This window comes from Ideonella sp. A 288 (assembly GCF_002198735.1).
GTDB lineage: Bacteria > Pseudomonadota > Gammaproteobacteria > Burkholderiales > Burkholderiaceae_C > Pseudaquabacterium.
On record NZ_MWLO01000056.1, the window covers coordinates 1 to 15,701 of the forward strand.

The window sequence follows — 15,701 nt, forward strand, 5'->3', positions numbered from 1 at the left end:
CGGTGGGGGGGCTGGTGGATCGTGTGGGAGCGGCTGCCGCGGCAGGCGGCGGGCCGGCATCGTCCTGCCGCTGCGCCATGGTCAGGCGCAGCGTGCCCAGCAGCGTGTGCAGGGTCTTGCGGTCCTGGGCGTTCAGGCCTCCCAGCAGCTCGATGACCCAGGACTCGTGCTCCTGCGCCATGCGCTCGAAGCTGTCGCGCCCGGCCGGGGTGAGCGTCAGCACGAAGGCGCGGCGGTCGGTGGGCGACGGCTCGCGCTGCACCAGGCCTTCCTTCTCGAGCTCGTCGGTGAGGCCGGTGACGTTGCCGCCGGTGACCATCAGGTAGCGCGACAGCGCGTTCATGCGCAGGCCTTCGGGGTGGCGGTGCAGCTGGGCCAGGTAGTCGAAGCGCGACAGCGTGATGCCGAAGCGCGCGCGCAGGCGCTTGCGGATCTCGGTCTCGATCTGCGTGCTGCAGGCCAGCAGGCGCAGCCACAGGCGCAGCGCCATGTGGTCGTCGGCGCCGGCGCGGGCCTCGATGCCGATGTGGGCCTCGGCCAGCGCCGAGGCGGCGCGCCTGGGTGCCGGCCGGGTCATGCCAGCCCCTCGCCCGACGAGTACCTCGGCCGATCCCCCGAGGGGATGGCGGGCCGGCTTGGGAGCGGCCCGGCGCTCGGCCCGCCCGCAGGGGTTGACACAGGGTGTCTCATACCCCCATCGCCCGGTTGGCCTGCTCGGTGGGGCCGAACAGCGCGGTCTGCGCCACCTGGGTGCGCTCGCGCTCGAGGTTGCGCTCGAGCTGGCTCTTGGCGCTGGCGTACTGCCGCGGCCAGGCCAGGTCGGTGAAGCCGATGCGCGCGGCCTCGTGCAGCGTCCAGGCCGGGTGGGCCAGGTGCGGCCGGGCGACGGCGCACAGGTCGGCGCGGCCGGCGGCGATGATGCTGTTGACGTGGTCGGCCTCGCTGATGGCGCCGACGGCGATGGTGGCGATGCCGGCCTCGTTGCGGATGCGGTCGGCGAAGGGCGTCTGGTACATGCGGCCGTAGCTGGGCTGCTGATCGGCGCTGACCTGGCCCGACGAGCAGTCGATCATGTCGGCGCCCGCGGCCTTGAAGGCCTGCGCGATGGCCACGGCGTCGGCGGGGGTGATGCCGCCCTCGACCCAGTCGTGTGCCGAGATGCGCACCGACATCGGCAGGTGCGCCGGCCAGGCTGCGCGCACCGCCGTGAACACCTCCAGCGGGAAGCGCAGGCGGTTGGCGAGCGGGCCGCCGTGGTCATCGCTGCGGTGGTTGGTCAGCGGTGAGATGAAGCACGACAGCAGGTAGCCGTGGGCGCAGTGCAGCTCGATCCAGTCGAAGCCGGCCTCGGCGGCGAGCAGCGTGCTGCGCACGAAATCGTCGCGCACGCGGTCCATGTCGGCGCGGGTCATCGCGCGCGGCACCGCGCCGTCGGGCAGGTAGGGCCGGGCCGACGCGGCCAGCAGCGGCCAGCGGCCCTCGGCCAGCGGCTGGTCGGCGCCGGCGCCCTGCCACGGCGCGTTGGTGGACCCCTTGGGGCCAGCGTGGCCGATCTGCACGGCGATCTTCGCGTCGCTCTCGCGGTGCACGAAGTCGACGATGCGCTTCCAGGCGTCGCGCTGCGCGGTGGTCCACAGGCCCGGGCAGCCGGGGGTGATGCGGGCGTCGGCCGACGGGCAGGTCATCTCGGCCACCACCATGCCCGCGCCACCCATCGCGCGCGAGCCCAGGTGCACCAGGTGGAACTCGCCCGGCACGCCGTCGACGCACGAGTACTGGGCCATCGGCGAGACCACGACGCGGTTCTTCAGCGTCACCGAGCGCAGCGTGTAGGGCGTGAACATCGGCGGCGGCGCCGTGTGGCCCGGGCGCGCGGGCACGCCGGCGCGTTCGGCGAACCAGGCCTCGAAGCGGCCCAGCCAGCCGGCGTCGCGCAGGCGCAGGTTCTCGTGGCTGATGCGCTGGCTGCGCGTGAGCATCGAGTACATGAACTGCTGCGGCGGCAGCTGGTCGCAGTAGCGGCTGCCGCAGACCTCGAACCACTCCATCGCGTTCCAGGCGGCGTTCTGCAGCCGCAGCACGTCGATGCGGCGCAGCGCCTGGTAGCGCGCCAGCACCTCGGGGATGCGCGCGGGCGCGTCGCCCATCTCGCCGAACAGCCGGGCCAGCTCGATGGCGTCCTCGATGGCCAGCTTGGTACCCGAGCCGATGGCGAAGTGCGCGGTGTGCACCGCGTCGCCCATCAGCACCACGTGGCTGCGGCCGTTGAACAGCGACCACTGCTCGCAGGTGACGCGCTGGAAGTTCAGCCACGCCGAGCCGCGCAGGTGGCGGGCGTTGGTCATCAGCTTCTCGCCCTGCAGGTTGTCGGCGAACAGGCGCTCGCAGAAGGCGATGGACTGCGCCTGGTCGGCCTGGTCCAGGCCGTGCGCCTTCCAGACGTGCTCGGGGCACTCGACGATGAAGGTGGTGGTGTCCTCGTCGAACTTGTAGATGTGGGCCTGGAACCAGCCGTGCTCGGTTTTCTCGAACAGGAAGGTGAAGGCGTCGTAGCGCTTGTGGGTGCCCAGCCAGATGTAGCGGTTGGGCCGCACCACGATGTCGGGCTTGAACACCTCGGCGTGGCGGGTGCGCACCTTCGACGAGATACCGTCGGAGGCGATGACCAGGTCCGAATCGGGGTAGTCGGCGTCGGAATCGGCCTCGGTCTCGAACACCAGGCGCACGCCCAGCTGCTCGCAGCGCCGCTGAAGGATGTTGAGCAGCGTCTTGCGGCCGATGCCGACGAAGCCGTGGCCGCCCGAGCGGATGACTTCGCCCTTGAAGTGCAGCTCGATGTCGTCCCAGTGGTTGAAGGCGCGCTGGATCTCGGCGGCCGTCTCGGGGTCCCAGCGGCGCATGTTGTCCATCGTGGCGTCGGAGAACACCACGCCCCAGCCGAAGGTGTCGTAGGGCTTGTTGCGCTCGACGACGGTGACCTCGTGCGCGGGGTTCTGCCGCTTCATCAGCAGACCGAAGTACAGGCCGGCGGGGCCGCCGCCGAGGCAGGTGATGCGCATGCAGGTGTCTCCCGGACCGCCGCGGCCCCGTGCGGGCCGGCCGGCATGGGCGGAATCTAGGCCGATTTAGTTTAGAAGTCAACTAAACGGCGGGCCTGGCAATGCAGGGCCGCGCCGGCAGGTGGCGAGTCGGGCGACTTGCGCCGGGCCGCACCGGACGCGGCACCCGAGGGTGGGCAGGGAGCCACCGACCCCCCCATTCGAGTGGGGTCGTCCGCAGTACATCGGGCAATATGGCACGCCCTGGAATCGAGGGTTGCCTAACAATTGTTCACAACCTGCTCGGACCCTGGTGGTTCGATCGGGCGCGCCAGAGCAGTCGTCAACCGGGGGCCCGAAACCCCCAACGTCAGGCAGTAAGGGAGTAGCTCATGCGGGCGAATTTGCTGTATCGCCACCGTGTCGGCGCGTCGGTCCTGGGCGCGCTGTTGAGCGCGGCCCTGCACTGTGCCGCGGCCGAGCCGATGGACGAGCCCATCAAGCCGGTGCCGATCGACCTCCGGCTCGATCCGCGCAAGGTGGCCCTCGGTGAGAAACTCTTCCACGACAAGCGCCTGTCGCGCGACAACAGCCTGTCGTGCGCGAGTTGCCACAACCTGGCGCGCGGGGGCGTCGACGGACTGCCCACGTCGGTGGGCATCGGTGGCGCCAAGGGCCCGATCAACGCACCCACCGTCTTCAACAGCGGCCTGAACTTCCGCCAGTTCTGGGACGGCCGTGCCGCGTCGCTCGAGGAGCAGGCGGCGGGCCCCGTGCACAACCCCAAGGAAATGGGCAGCAGCTGGCCCGAGGTGCTGGGCAAGCTCGCCCAGGACGCAGGCGTCGTGGCGCAGGTCAAGGCGCTGTACCCCGATGGCCTGCAGGCGAAGAACCTGCAGGACAGCATCGCCACGTTCGAGCGCTCCTTGCACACTCCCAACGCCCGCTTCGACAAGTACCTGCGCGGCGACAGGTCGGCGATCAGCGCCGACGAGCTGAAGGGCTACGAGCTGTTCAAGAAGTACGGCTGCGTGGCCTGCCACCAAGGCGTGGCGGTGGGCGGCAACATGTACCAGACCTTCGGCGTGATGGGCGACTACTTCGCGCGCCGCGGCAACGTCACCGCGGCCGACCTGGGCCGCTACAACGTCACCCGAAACGAGGCCGACCGGCACGTGTTCAAGGTGCCCAGCCTGCGCAACGTGGCCCTGACCGCGCCCTACTTCCACGACGGATCGGCGCGCACGCTGGCCGAGGCCGTGGCGGTGATGTTCAGGGTGCAGCTGGGCCGGGCGGCCTCGGCCCAGGACCAGGAGCGCATCGTGATGTTCCTGCGCACGCTGACGGGCGAGTACAAGGGCCGCCCGCTCGACCAGGCCGAGATCTCCGCTGCCCAGTGATGCGCCGATGCCGCCCCGTGCGACGCCTCGACGCCGAATGCCGAAGGACCCCCCCATGAAGAACACCCGCATCGCCTACGGCGTCGGCGCGCTCGCGCTGATTGCCGTCCTCGGCTTCCTGATCGCCAAGACCCGGTCGGTCGACTTCGACGGCAACAACGACATCGTCGCCACGCTGCGGCAGCTCAAGCAGGTGGACGCGGAGTGGAACGTGGACGTCCTGCGATCCAAGACCGGCCTGAACAACAACTACGATCCGGTGGCCAGTCCGCTGCCGCTGATCGAGTCGCTGGAAGCCAAGCTGCAGGAGGGCTCCGAGCACGTCTGGGGCCAGAGCTCGGAGGGCCAGGCGCGCCTGAGTCCCCTGCTGGCCGCCTTCAAGACGGCAATGGACCGCAAGATCGCGCTGATCGAGCGCTTCAAGTCGCAGAACGCGATCCTGCGCAACTCGTCGCGCTTCCTGCCCGTGGCCGCCGGCGACCTGGCCGAGTCGACGCGCGCCAGCACCCAGCCTGCCGCGGCGCGGGCGCGGGTGGAGGAGCTGCTGAACACGCTGCTGGCCGACACCATGGCCTACAACCTGTCGCCCGAGTCCGAACTGAAGGCCCGCGTCGAGGAGGGCGCCGCCGCGCTGCAGCGGCAGGTGCAGGGCTTCGCGCCCGAGGTGCGCGAGCGCGCCGAGATGCTGGGTGCGCACGTGGCCACCATCGTCAAGCAGCAGCAGGTGGGCGGCCAGCTGCTGGCCGAGCTGGCGGCACTGCCGACGGCGCGCGCGATCGACGATCTCAGCGTGGCCCAGGCGCAGGAGCACGACAAGCTGCTGCTCACGCAGCAGCGCTATGCCCAGGCGCTGGTGGCCTATGCCGCCCTGCTGCTGGGCCTGCTGGCCGCCATCGGGCGGCGGCTCTACAAGAGCTATCGCCTGTTGAACGCGACCAACTCGGTGCTCAAGCGGACCAATGAGGAGCTGAAGGAGTCGCAGGTCTACATGGTGCAGACCGAGAAGATGTCGGCGCTGGGCCAGATGGTGGCGGGCATCGCCCATGAGATCAACACGCCGCTGGCCTACGTCAAAGGCACCTTCGACGTGCTGGGAGAGCAGCTCGCGCCGGTGAAGGAGCTGGCGCAGCGCTGCCATCAGTTCACGCAGGCGGTGCGGCGGCCGGACCGCAGCAATGCCGAGCTGAACCTGCAGCTGCGCAATGTCGACGAGATCAGCCGCGACCTGGTCGAGAACGGCCTGCTCGAGGAGATGTCCACGCTGCTGCAGGACGGGGTGCACGGCATCGACCAGATCTCCGAGATCGTCGTCAACCTGAAGAACTTCAGTCGCCTCGACCGGGCCCGCGTCAGCGAGTTCTCGGTGCAGGAGGGCCTGGAGAGCACCCTGCTGCTGGCGCGCAACCTGTTGAAGAACACCGTCGACATCCGACGCGAGTTCGAGGCCGTGCCGGCCATCCATTGCTCGCCGTCGCAGATCAACCAGGTGTTCCTGAACATCGTCACCAACGCGGCCCACGCGATGGAGGGCCGCGAGGCCAAGGGCGTGATCACCTTGCGCACGGTGGCCGAGGGCCACGACATGGTGCGGGTGGAGATCCAGGACAACGGCTGCGGCATCCCGAAGGACGTGCTGCCGAAGATCTTCGACCCCTTCTTCACCACCAAGGCCATCGGCCGGGGCACCGGCATGGGCCTGTCCATCTCGTACAAGATCGTGCAGCAGCACGGCGGCCGCATCCTCGTCGACACCGAGGAGGGTGTGGGCACCGTGTTCTCGATCCTGCTGCCCATCCGGGCCATCGAACAGCCGGCCATCGAGGGCGATCGCGAACTGCTCGCGGCCTGAAGCACCGAGTCAACCGAGCCTGCATTTCACGGAGTAACGCATGAAAACCAAGGCCAAGGTACTGTTCGTCGACGACGAGGAGCGGATCGTCAACCTGCTGCGCATCATGTTCCGCGCGAACTTCGAGGTGTTCACCGCGACCAGCGGCGACGCGGCGCTGAAGATCATCGATGCGCACGACATCCAGGTCGTCGTCAGCGATCAGCGCATGCCGGGCATGACCGGCATCGAGCTGTTGTCCGCGGTGCGCCAGCGCTCGCCGGCCACCATGCGCATCCTGCTGACCGGCTACTCGGACCTGGCGGCCATCGTCGGCTCGGTCAACGACGGCGAGGTGTTCCGTTTCGCCAACAAGCCCTGGAACAACGAGGAGATCAAGGCCACGGTGGCCGAGGCCGCCGACATCGCGCTGGCCTCGGCCGAGGTGACGCCGTCGCAGTTCGAGACCGTGCCGTCGATGTTCAACGCGGTGGCCGCGCCGGCCCTGCTGGTGCTGGACGACAGCGACACCGACCGGCGCCAGATCATGCACCTGTTCGCGGCAGACTACCGCGTGTTCGGCGCGTCCAACGTGGCCGAGGCGCTGAAGGTGATCGAGCAGCAGGACATCGGCGTGATCGTCTCCGAGGCGCGGGTGGGCAGCGAGGACACGGGGCAGTTGCTGCGCATCCTGAAGAAGAACTTCCCGCTCATCACCACGGTGATGCTGACCAGCTCGGCCGACAGCGACCTGGTCATCAAGATGATCAACCAGGCGCAGATCTTCCGCTTCGCGATGAAGCCCATCCGCGCCGGCGTGTTCCAGCTGGCCGTGTCGGCGGCGATGAAGGAGCACCGGCGGTTCCGCGCCGATCCGCGCCTGGTGGCGCGCCACCGGGTGGCCAAGGCCATCGAGCCTGAGAACACCTCGCTGGCCGCCAGCGTGATCGCCAGCCTGTCGCGCCTGCGCAGCCGCTTCTCGTTCTTCTCGCGCAAGGCCGCCTGAGCCCTACGGCCCGCGGGCCGTAGGGCACATCGGGGGAGTCAACGGTGCCGGCAAGGCCGCGCACGATTTCGGGGCAGGGTCGAATTGACAGGGAAAGGGCGCTCACGTCGGCTCATTCCCGCGCCCATACACAGGGCAGTATCAGAGCACCCATCACACGGACACTGCCATGAGCTTCGCCGACATGAAGATATCGACCCGACTGACCTTGGGATTCGGCGTGCTTGCGCTGCTGTGCGTCTTCATGGGGGGCGTGGCGCTGCTGAAGATCGGGACCGTGGACGAATCGTTCGCGAAGGTTGTCGATGACAGGTACCCGAAGATCGCCGCGCTGAACCAGATCAAGAGCGACGTCAACGTCAGCGCCCGGGCATTGCGCAACGTCGTCATCTTCACCGACGGCGCAGAGATCGCCAAGGAACTCGATCGCCTGCAAGGGGCGATCAAGAGCACCGGTGAGCGGCTTCAGGCCCTCGAGGCCGGGATCTGGAGCGACCAGGGCAAGGCACAACTGGCCAAGGTCGTCCAGGCGCGCGCCGCGCTGATCCCGCTGCAGGAGAAGTTCGTCGAGCTGGTGCGGTCGGGAAAGGCCGACGCGGCCAAGGCCATGCTGCTGTCCGACATTCGCGCCGTGCAATCGAGCTATCTGGCGGCCTTGGACGACACGATCACGTTCCAGCACGGGCTGATGGAAGAGTCGGCCCGGCTGGCCGCGACCGCTGTGGCGGGTGTCAGGTCGGCGACCTGGGCTTCGGGCGCCGTGGCGGTGCTGACGGCGGTCTTCATGGGCATCTGGATCGTTCGCTCCATCACCGGCCCCATCGACCGCGCCGTGGAGGTTTCGCGCGCCGTCGCATCCGGCGACCTGAGCGTGCAGTTCGACGCCTCCGGCAGGAACGAGACGGCGCAGCTGCTGCTCGCGTTGAAGGACATGCAGGCCAGTCTCGTCAAGGTGGTGTCCGGGGTGAGACAGAACTCGGAAAGCGTGGCGACAGCCAGTGCGCAGATCGCGCAGGGCAACCAGGACTTGAGCCAGCGGACGGAGGAGCAGGCCTCTGCGCTCGAAGAGACGGCGGCGTCGATGGAACAACTGAGCGCCACCGTCAAGCAGAACGCCGACAACGCCAGGCAGGCGAACGAGCTGGCCCAGGGTGCCAGCGCGGTGGCGATCAAGGGCGGCGAGGTCGTCGCACAGGTCGTCGACACGATGAAAAGCATCAACGACGCCTCGAAGAAGATCGCCGACATCATCGGCGTCATCGATGGCATCGCGTTCCAGACCAACATCCTGGCACTGAATGCCGCTGTGGAGGCGGCCCGTGCCGGAGAACAAGGCCGCGGCTTCGCGGTGGTGGCTTCCGAAGTGCGCAGCCTCGCCAGCCGATCGGCGGAAGCGGCCCGGGAGATCAAGGGCCTGATCGGCGTGAGTGTCGAGCGCGTCGAGCAGGGTACGGCCTTGGTCGACCAGGCGGGCACCACGATGGCCGAGGTGGTGGCGTCGATCAGGCGCGTGACCGATATCGTGGTCGAGATCAGCGCGGCCAGCAGCGAGCAGAGCGCGGGCGTCAGCCAGGTGGGCGAAGCCGTGGGCCAGATGGACCAGGTGACGCAGCAGAATGCCGCGCTGGTGGAACAAAGTGCCGCGGCAGCCGAAAGCCTGAAGGGCCAGGCCCTGCAACTGGTGCAGGCCGTGGCGGTGTTCAAGCTGGCGAATGCTGGCGCGGGGGCGCCGTCACACTAGCCTGCGCGTCTACGGGCGCGGCTCACCCCGGCGTCACCCCGGGACCGGGCGAGCGGCAGGCACGCTCGATGGTGTCGGACAGCACGGCGATGTCGAGCGGCTTGGCGACGTAGCCGTTCGCTCCGGCAGCGAGGTAGGCGACGCGGTCCTCGGGCATCGCGTTGGCGGTCATCGCGATCATCGGCACCGACGCAGCCGGCCCGCTGAGCGCACGGATGGTGCGCATCGCGGTGGCGCCGTCCATCAGTGGCATCTGGATGTCCATCAGCACCAGGTCGTACTGCGCTGCCTGCACCTGGCGCACGGCTTCCGCGCCGTCGGCCACGATGTCGCTGAAATGACCCAGGCGGTCGAGCATGGCCTTGATCAGGATCTGGTTCACGTTGTTGTCCTCGGCCACCAGGATGCGGCGCGAGGTGGTGCCCGCCGACAGCAGCGGATCGCGCATGGCATCGTCGCGGAGCGGCCGGGCGCCGGGTTCGAGGCGCATCACGGCCGTGAACACGCTGCCCTGGCCGGGCTTGCTGCGCGCGCGGATGTGGCCGTCCATCAACTCGACGATCTGCCGGCTGATGGCCAGGCCCAGGCCGGTGCCGCCGTAACGCCGGGCGGTTGAACTGTCGCCCTGGGAGAAGGGCTCGAACAGGCGGGGCAGGGCCTCGTCAGGGATGCCCACGCCGCTGTCTTCGACCTCGACGGTCAGCTCGATGCGGCCGTCGTCGAGCCGGCGGTGCATCAGCCGCACGTTGACCCCACCGGCGTCGGTGAACTTCAGCGCGTTGCCCACCAGGTTGAACAGCACCTGCCGCAGGCGGCTCGGGTCGCCTCGCACATGCTTGGGCAGGCCCGGCGGCAGGTGCAATGCCAGTACCAGGCCCTTGGCCTGGGCCCGCACCTCGAGCAGGGAGACCACGTCGGTCACCGTGTCGGCCAGGGCGAAGTCGACGATCTCGAGTTCCATGCGCCCGGCTTCGATCTTGGAGAGGTCGAGGATGTCGTTGATGATGGCCAGCAGGCTCTGGCCCGAACTGCGGATGAGTTCGGCGTGGCGCCGCTGTTCGGCCGTCAGCGGGCTGGCCAGCAGCAGGCCGTTCATGCCGAGCACGGCGTTGAGCGGCGTGCGGATCTCGTGGCTCATCGCCGCGAGGAAGCGCGACTTGGCCTCGCTGGCGGCCTCGGCGGCCTCCTTCAGCCGTGACAGTTCGCGCTCCACCGCCGTGCTGTCGCGGTAGACACTGACCATGCCGCCTTCGGGGGTTCGGCGCTCGATGGTGTGGATGGCCCGGTTGTCGGCGCCGGTGCGCGTGTGCATGGTGCGGTCGCGTTCGCGCATGGCCAGGCGCTCCTCGACCCAGGCCAGGCGGTCGCTTTCGGTGCCGTCGGCCAGGATCGCGCCGGCGGCGGCGCTGGCCAGCGTCTTGAACGGCGTGCCCACCTTGATGAGCGGTCGAAGCCACGGGAACATGTCGAGGTAGCGTTCGTTCCAGGCCACGACGCGGTCCTGCGCATCGCACAGCAGCAGGCCGTCGTGCATGGACGCCATGGCCCGTTCGAGCGTGGCCTTCGAGGTGGCCAGTTCCTCCCGCGCGCGGGCCATGCGGGTGACGTGGCGCTGCGCGAAGGCCGCGGCCCCCAGCACCATGGCAGTGAAGACGACGGCCACCCACGCGATGGCCAGGCTGGTGCGATGCCAGGTGCCCAGCACGCTGGCCAGCGGCACGGCCCCGACCACGCGGTACTGGCGGTACAGCAGCGGCCGGGCCGCCACGAGTGCCGGTTGCGCGTGCAGGCGGGCTGCGCCGTGGAAGGCCTGGCCGGTGGCCGATGCCGCGGCCAGCGGCGGGGCGAGCACCGTGCCGTTCAGGCGCTCGTTGGGTGGCATGCTGGCCAGCAGCAGGCCGCTCTCGTGCTCGAAACTGACGTCGAGTTCGGTGACTTCCGCGGGCTGGCCCAGCACGGTGGAAATGTCGGCCACGCCGACCTGGGCCATGGCCACACCACGCCGCCCCGGGCCCAGGCTCACCGAACGCGCAAAGAACAGCACGCGTTCACCGCTGGCCTGGCTGAAGGCCGGGCCGCTGATGGCCATCAGCGGCACCGGCGACGCCAGCGCCTCGGCGTGCAGCTGCACCGGCGCCTGCAGGCCGAGGCGCGCGGTGGCGTCCTTGGCGGTGGCCAGCAGTTGCCCCTGGTCGTCCAGCACGAACAGGTCGCCGAGCATCAGGCTCTGCCGCGTCATGTGCAGCAACCGGCGCTGCAGCGCCTCGGTGTCGATCAGGCCGTTGGTGTGCGGCAGCATGGGCAGCATCTCGTCCATGCTGGCCAGTGCCATGTCCACACCGAGCAGGGCGCGGTTGAGTTCGGCCTCGGCGCTGGCGACGACGCGCTGCAGGCGGGCCTCGCCTTCGATCAGCTCCTCGCTGCGGATGACGGAAACGAGCATCGCCGCCGTGGCCGCCACCGCGGCGATGAACAGGGCCGCCCCGCCCCAGATGACCGCTGTCGCGCGGCGTGACGGTTGCATGGGGCTCAGGGCGCCTTGGCCGGAATGGAGACCACGGGCCCGATGGTGCGATTCCACACCTCGGCGCAGTCGGGGCCGCAGCGTTGCAGCCAACGCGGCAGCACGGTCTCGGCCAGCAGGGTCTGGCGCCGCCGCTCGTCCTCGGGGCTGGCCTTGACCTCGACCATGCGCCCGCGCTTGCCCGCGGTGCAGGCCGCCTGGCCGGTGTTGCAGGCGACGCCCTGGCCGGTTTCGCGGTCGGACTCGTCCCAGATGGACTGCTCGAGCGTGCGCAACTCGCGGCGCAGCAGCGCCTGCAGGTCGGCCGGCAGCGCCTGCCACGCCGCGGCGTTGGCGCCGAACATGGCCAGCCCCCAGGTCACGGCCATGGTGTGCAGGTGGCTGGTGACCTCGTGCAGGCCGATCGTATTGCCGGACATCGTGCCGGTGATGGCGCAGTCGAGGTTGCCGCTGCGCATGTGCGTCATGATGTCGGCGAACGGCGTGGGCACCGGCTGGCCACCGAGCGCCTGCACCATGTCGGATTGCGACGGGCCCGACACCCGCACGCGGCGGCCGGCCAGGCCGGCCAGGCCGTTGAATGGCTTGGTGCAGTACACCACCTGCGCGGGATAGGTGTAGATCGCCAGCACTTCGATGCCGTGGCGTTCCCTCAGGGTCTTCTCGAGGTGCGGCCGGAAGGCCGACACGGTGCGGCGCAGCGTGGCCATGTCGGGGCTCAGCCCGGCCAGTTCGGGGGCGGCCACGATCGGCATCTCGGCCACGCTGAGGCCGAGCAGCGCGGTGCCGAAGGGCACCACGCCCAGCGTCATCAGGCGCAGCATGTCCTGGCCACGGATGCCGGCGCGGTCAAAGGGCACGATCTCGGCGCTGGCGCGGCCGTTGCTCAGCTTCTTCAGATCGTGGGCCCAGAACGGCTCTTCGTGCCGCGTGAACTGGTTGACGCCGGCCAGGCCGCCAACGATGCGCAGGTGCTGTGGCGCCGGGGTTCCCGCCGGCTGCGCCTGGGCGGCCTGACCGACCAGAAGCGCCGCCGCCGCCACGGCGATCCGCACCGGCCAACCGGGCCGGCGGGGGCTGTGAGCTGTCATAGAGGTACTCCTTATGCCTCGACGCGAGGGAACTCTAGCGCATGGGCGCCCTTCGATGATCATGCTGCATTCAGCACGGCCTTTGCAGCTACCCTATCGGCACTTGCCAGCGTCGGCTGGCGTCGAATGGAGCACGCGAATGGTCAACCCGGGAAAAATCCTCGTCGCGCAGGGCGGCGGGCCGACGGCGGTCATCAACCAGTCGCTGGTCGGCGTGGTGCTGGAAGCCCGGCGCCACAAGAGCATCGACCTGGTCTACGGCGCCCGGCACGGCGTGCGCGGCATCGTCAACGAGGACTTCGTCGACCTCACGCAGGAGACCAGCCACAACCTCGAAATGGTCGCCGGCACGCCGGCCTCGGCACTGGGCAGCACGCGCGACAAGCCCGATCTGGCCTACTGCCACGAGATCTTCACGGTGCTCAAGGCCCACGGCATCGGGCATTTCTTCTACATCGGCGGCAACGATTCGTCGGACACCGTGCGCATCGTCAGCGAGGAGGCGCAGAAGGCCGGCTACCCGCTGCGCTGCATCCACATCCCGAAGACGATCGACAACGACCTGGTGGGCAACGACCACACGCCGGGCTACCCCTCGGCCGCGCGCTTCGTTGCCCAGGCCTTTGCCGGCGCCAACCTCGACAACGCCGCGCTGCCGGGCGTGTACCTGGCGGTGGTGATGGGCCGCCACGCCGGCTTCCTGACCGCCGCCTCGGCGCTGGGCAAGAAGTTCCCCGACGACGGTCCGCACCTGATCTACCTGCCCGAGCGCACCTTCGAGCTCCCCAGGTTCCTGGCCGATGTCAAGGCCATGCACGAGCGCCATGGCCGCTGCGTGATCGCCGTCAGCGAGGGCATCCACGACGCCTCGGGCCGGCCGATCGCGGCCCAGCTGGCGAAGGACCTGGAGCGCGATGCCCACGGCAACGTGCAGCTGTCGGGCAACGGCGCGCTGGCCGACCTGCTGTGCGAGGAGGTCAAGGCCAAGCTGGGCATCAAGCGGGTGCGCGGCGACACCTTCGGCTACGTGCAGCGCAGCTTCGTCGGCTGCGTCAGCGACGTCGACCAGCGCGAGGCGCGCGAGGTGGGCGAGAAGGCCGTGCAGTTCGCGATGTGGGGTGATCGCAACGGCTCGGTGGCCATCAAACGCACCGGCTACTACTCGGCCGACTACGAGCTGATCCCGCTGGAGTCGGTGGCCGGCAAGACGCGGGTGATGGAGGACGCCTTCATCGCCGACAGCGGCACCGACGTCACCGACGCCTTCCGCATGTACCTGCGCCCGCTGCTCGGCTCGGGCCTGCCCGACGCCTACCGGCTGCGGCCGGCGCCGGTGGCCAAGGTGTTGAACAAGTGAGCGCCTCGCACGGCCGCCCGAAGAAGCGCTCGCTCCCGCCCGGCGGGACAGCGCGAAGCGCAAGGGTGCCCCAATGACCTCGGCGCACCCCGAATCAGCCCTGCGCGAGCAACTGGTGCGTCAGGCCCAGCGCCTGGTGCCGCTGGGGCTGGCCACGGGCACCTCGGGCAACCTGAGCGTGCGCGTGGACGGCGGCATGCTGGTCACGCCCAGCGGCATCGGCTACGAGACACTGCGGCCCGAGGACATGGTGCGGGTGCACGACGACGGCAGCTGGCAGCACGCGCTCGACCCCAGCAGCGAGTGGCGCATGCACCAGGCCATCTACCAGGCGCGGCCCGAGGCCGGCGCCGTGGTGCACGGCCACCCCACCTACGCCACCGTGCTGGCCATCCGCGGCGAGGAGATCCCGGCGCTGCACTACATGATCGCCGCCGCCGGCGGGGCGCCCATCCGCTGCGCGCCGTACCACACCTACGGCACCGAGGCGCTGTCGCAGGCGGCGGTGGCCGCGCTGGACGGGCGCAAGGCCTGCCTGCTGGCCCACCACGGCCTGCTGGCCTTCGAGCGCGACCTCGACAAGGCGATGTGGCTGGCGCGCGAGGTCGAGACCCTGGCGCAGCAGCAGGTGATGTGCCTGATGCTGGGCGGCACGCCCCGGCTGCTGCCGGCCGCCGAGATCGACACCGTGGTCGCCAAGTTCGCGAACTACGGCCTGAAGCAGCGGCCCGCCTGATAAACTGCGCGCTCTACTCGTCATTGGGGAGTAGCCGCTCTGCACCCGCAGAGGCTGGCGTCAACAGACTTGGCGGCGACCGCGTCGCTGCCATGGCGCCCGCAGCCCCGGGAATCAACACCCCGGAAGGCCTGGCAAGACCTTTGACCGCAGCGCCCCCGCACGTGGCCGGGGGGCGGCTGTGGTCATCGGTGTGTCATCGGCCCGGAAAGAACCCACCTTGGAAGCCTTCCTCGTCTCCACCGGCATCGTCGCGCTCGGTGAAATGGGCGACAAGACGCAGCTGCTGGCCTTGTTGCTCGCCGCGCGCTTTCGCAAGCCCGTGCCCATCATCCTGGGCATCCTGGTGGCCACGCTGGCCAACCATGCCGCCGCCGGACTGGTCGGCGACTGGATCGCCCGCGCCATGGGCCCCGACCTGCTGCGCTGGGTGATCGGCGGCTCGTTCCTGGCCATGGCGGTGTGGATGCTGATCCCCGACAAGCTCGACGAGGCCGAGGGCGGGCACCAGCGTTTCGGCGTCTTTGGCACCACGGTGCTGGCCTTCTTCCTGGCCGAGATGGGCGACAAGACGCAGATCGCCACGGTGGCGCTGGCCGCGCGCTACAGCGACCTGGTGGCGGTGGTCATGGGCACCACGCTGGGCATGATGATCGCCAATGTGCCGGCCGTGCTGCTGGGCGACCAGGTGGCGAAGAAGGTGTCGATGCAACTGGTGCACGCCATCGCCGCGGGCATCTTCGCGGTGCTGGGGGTGCTGACGCTGTTCAACGTCGGCAAGCTGTTCTGACCGGTGTCGGGCGCGAAGCGCGCTCCTGTGCGGTGATCTTGGCGACTCGGATGGCCTCGATGCGGCCGGCCGTTCCGTCCGACGATCTGCGCGGCGCGACAGGCGGCAGCCCGCGGTGGCGCTGACTGTGGCGGTCGGCTGCGCCGACTGCGCTGCGATGCTCGCCTCGGGGTCGCGCCGCAGAACTCGC

11 protein-coding genes and 1 riboswitch are annotated in these 15,701 nt (G+C 69.6%); of the genes, 7 read left to right on the forward strand and 4 right to left on the reverse strand.

The window, feature by feature from the left end; all coding sequences use genetic code 11:
* Positions 1 to 577, reverse strand: a 577-nt coding sequence (locus EOINJALH_RS03045) for a MarR family winged helix-turn-helix transcriptional regulator (RefSeq protein WP_144289834.1), incomplete at its 3' end; no start/stop codon positions are given.
* Positions 578 to 686: 109 nt separating this feature from the next.
* Positions 687 to 3,059 (reverse strand): bifunctional salicylyl-CoA 5-hydroxylase/oxidoreductase, encoded by a 2,373-nt coding sequence (locus EOINJALH_RS03050; protein ID WP_088278840.1) that lies wholly within the window; start codon positions 3,057 to 3,059, stop codon positions 687 to 689.
* A gap of 371 nt (positions 3,060 to 3,430) precedes the next feature.
* Here EOINJALH_RS03050 and EOINJALH_RS03055 point away from each other — a divergent pair, with 371 nt between their 5' ends.
* From EOINJALH_RS03055 to EOINJALH_RS03070, 4 genes are all read left to right on the forward strand, one after another.
* Entirely contained in the window at positions 3,431 to 4,438 is a 1,008-nt protein-coding gene (locus EOINJALH_RS03055; protein WP_088278841.1) for a cytochrome-c peroxidase, read from the forward strand.
* Positions 4,439 to 4,493: 55 nt separating this feature from the next.
* On the forward strand, positions 4,494 to 6,287 hold the full coding sequence (locus tag EOINJALH_RS03060) for a DAHL domain-containing protein (RefSeq protein ID WP_088278842.1): 1,794 nt from the start codon (positions 4,494 to 4,496) through the stop codon (positions 6,285 to 6,287).
* 40 nt (positions 6,288 to 6,327) lie between these two features.
* Positions 6,328 to 7,272 carry a response regulator gene (locus EOINJALH_RS03065; RefSeq protein ID WP_088278843.1) on the forward strand — a complete coding sequence of 315 codons (945 nt, stop codon included), beginning with the start codon at positions 6,328 to 6,330 and terminating at the stop codon, positions 7,270 to 7,272.
* Between the two features lie 169 nt (positions 7,273 to 7,441).
* Positions 7,442 to 9,013 carry a methyl-accepting chemotaxis protein gene (locus tag EOINJALH_RS03070; protein WP_310732259.1) on the forward strand — a complete coding sequence of 524 codons (1,572 nt, stop codon included), beginning with the start codon at positions 7,442 to 7,444 and terminating at the stop codon, positions 9,011 to 9,013.
* Between the two features lie 22 nt (positions 9,014 to 9,035).
* On the opposite strand, the gene EOINJALH_RS03075 is transcribed toward EOINJALH_RS03070, so the two are convergent.
* Positions 9,036 to 11,537: an ATP-binding protein gene (locus EOINJALH_RS03075; RefSeq protein WP_088278844.1), complete on the reverse strand. Its 2,502-nt coding sequence runs from the start codon at positions 11,535 to 11,537 to the stop codon at positions 9,036 to 9,038.
* 5 nt (positions 11,538 to 11,542) lie between these two features.
* On the reverse strand, positions 11,543 to 12,628 hold the full coding sequence (locus tag EOINJALH_RS03080; protein WP_088278845.1) for a TRAP transporter substrate-binding protein: 1,086 nt from the start codon (positions 12,626 to 12,628) through the stop codon (positions 11,543 to 11,545).
* A 139-nt stretch (positions 12,629 to 12,767) separates the two neighbouring features.
* Here EOINJALH_RS03080 and EOINJALH_RS03085 point away from each other — a divergent pair, with 139 nt between their 5' ends.
* The 3 genes from EOINJALH_RS03085 (at position 12,768) to EOINJALH_RS03095 (ending at position 15,511) form a co-directional block, all read left to right on the forward strand.
* Positions 12,768 to 13,985, forward strand: a complete 1,218-nt coding sequence (locus tag EOINJALH_RS03085) for a 6-phosphofructokinase (protein ID WP_088278846.1) — start codon at positions 12,768 to 12,770, stop codon at positions 13,983 to 13,985.
* A gap of 73 nt (positions 13,986 to 14,058) precedes the next feature.
* Positions 14,059 to 14,721 (forward strand): class II aldolase/adducin family protein, encoded by a 663-nt coding sequence (locus EOINJALH_RS03090; protein WP_088278847.1) that lies wholly within the window; start codon positions 14,059 to 14,061, stop codon positions 14,719 to 14,721.
* A gap of 13 nt (positions 14,722 to 14,734) precedes the next feature.
* Positions 14,735 to 14,924: riboswitch (yybP-ykoY riboswitch) on the forward strand.
* Between the two features lie 17 nt (positions 14,925 to 14,941).
* Positions 14,942 to 15,511: a TMEM165/GDT1 family protein gene (locus tag EOINJALH_RS03095; protein ID WP_088278849.1), complete on the forward strand. Its 570-nt coding sequence runs from the start codon at positions 14,942 to 14,944 to the stop codon at positions 15,509 to 15,511.
* Positions 15,512 to 15,701: the final 190 nt, after the last annotated feature.

What these genes read in the sequence shown, in the direction of transcription:
- EOINJALH_RS03085 (WP_088278846.1), top strand. Translation starts at nt 12,768, where the DNA reads ATGGTCAACCCGGGAAAAATCCTCGTCGCGCAGGGCGGCGGGCCGACG.
- EOINJALH_RS03065 (WP_088278843.1), top strand. Translation starts at nt 6,328, where the DNA reads ATGAAAACCAAGGCCAAGGTACTGTTCGTCGACGACGAGGAGCGGATC.
- EOINJALH_RS03050 (WP_088278840.1), bottom strand. Translation starts at nt 3,059, where the DNA reads ATGCGCATCACCTGCCTCGGCGGCGGCCCCGCCGGCCTGTACTTCGGT.
- EOINJALH_RS03070 (WP_310732259.1), top strand. Translation starts at nt 7,442, where the DNA reads ATGAGCTTCGCCGACATGAAGATATCGACCCGACTGACCTTGGGATTC.
- EOINJALH_RS03075 (WP_088278844.1), bottom strand. Translation starts at nt 11,537, where the DNA reads ATGCAACCGTCACGCCGCGCGACAGCGGTCATCTGGGGCGGGGCGGCC.
- EOINJALH_RS03055 (WP_088278841.1), top strand. Translation starts at nt 3,431, where the DNA reads ATGCGGGCGAATTTGCTGTATCGCCACCGTGTCGGCGCGTCGGTCCTG.
- EOINJALH_RS03060 (WP_088278842.1), top strand. Translation starts at nt 4,494, where the DNA reads ATGAAGAACACCCGCATCGCCTACGGCGTCGGCGCGCTCGCGCTGATT.
- EOINJALH_RS03080 (WP_088278845.1), bottom strand. Translation starts at nt 12,628, where the DNA reads ATGACAGCTCACAGCCCCCGCCGGCCCGGTTGGCCGGTGCGGATCGCC.
- EOINJALH_RS03090 (WP_088278847.1), top strand. Translation starts at nt 14,059, where the DNA reads ATGACCTCGGCGCACCCCGAATCAGCCCTGCGCGAGCAACTGGTGCGT.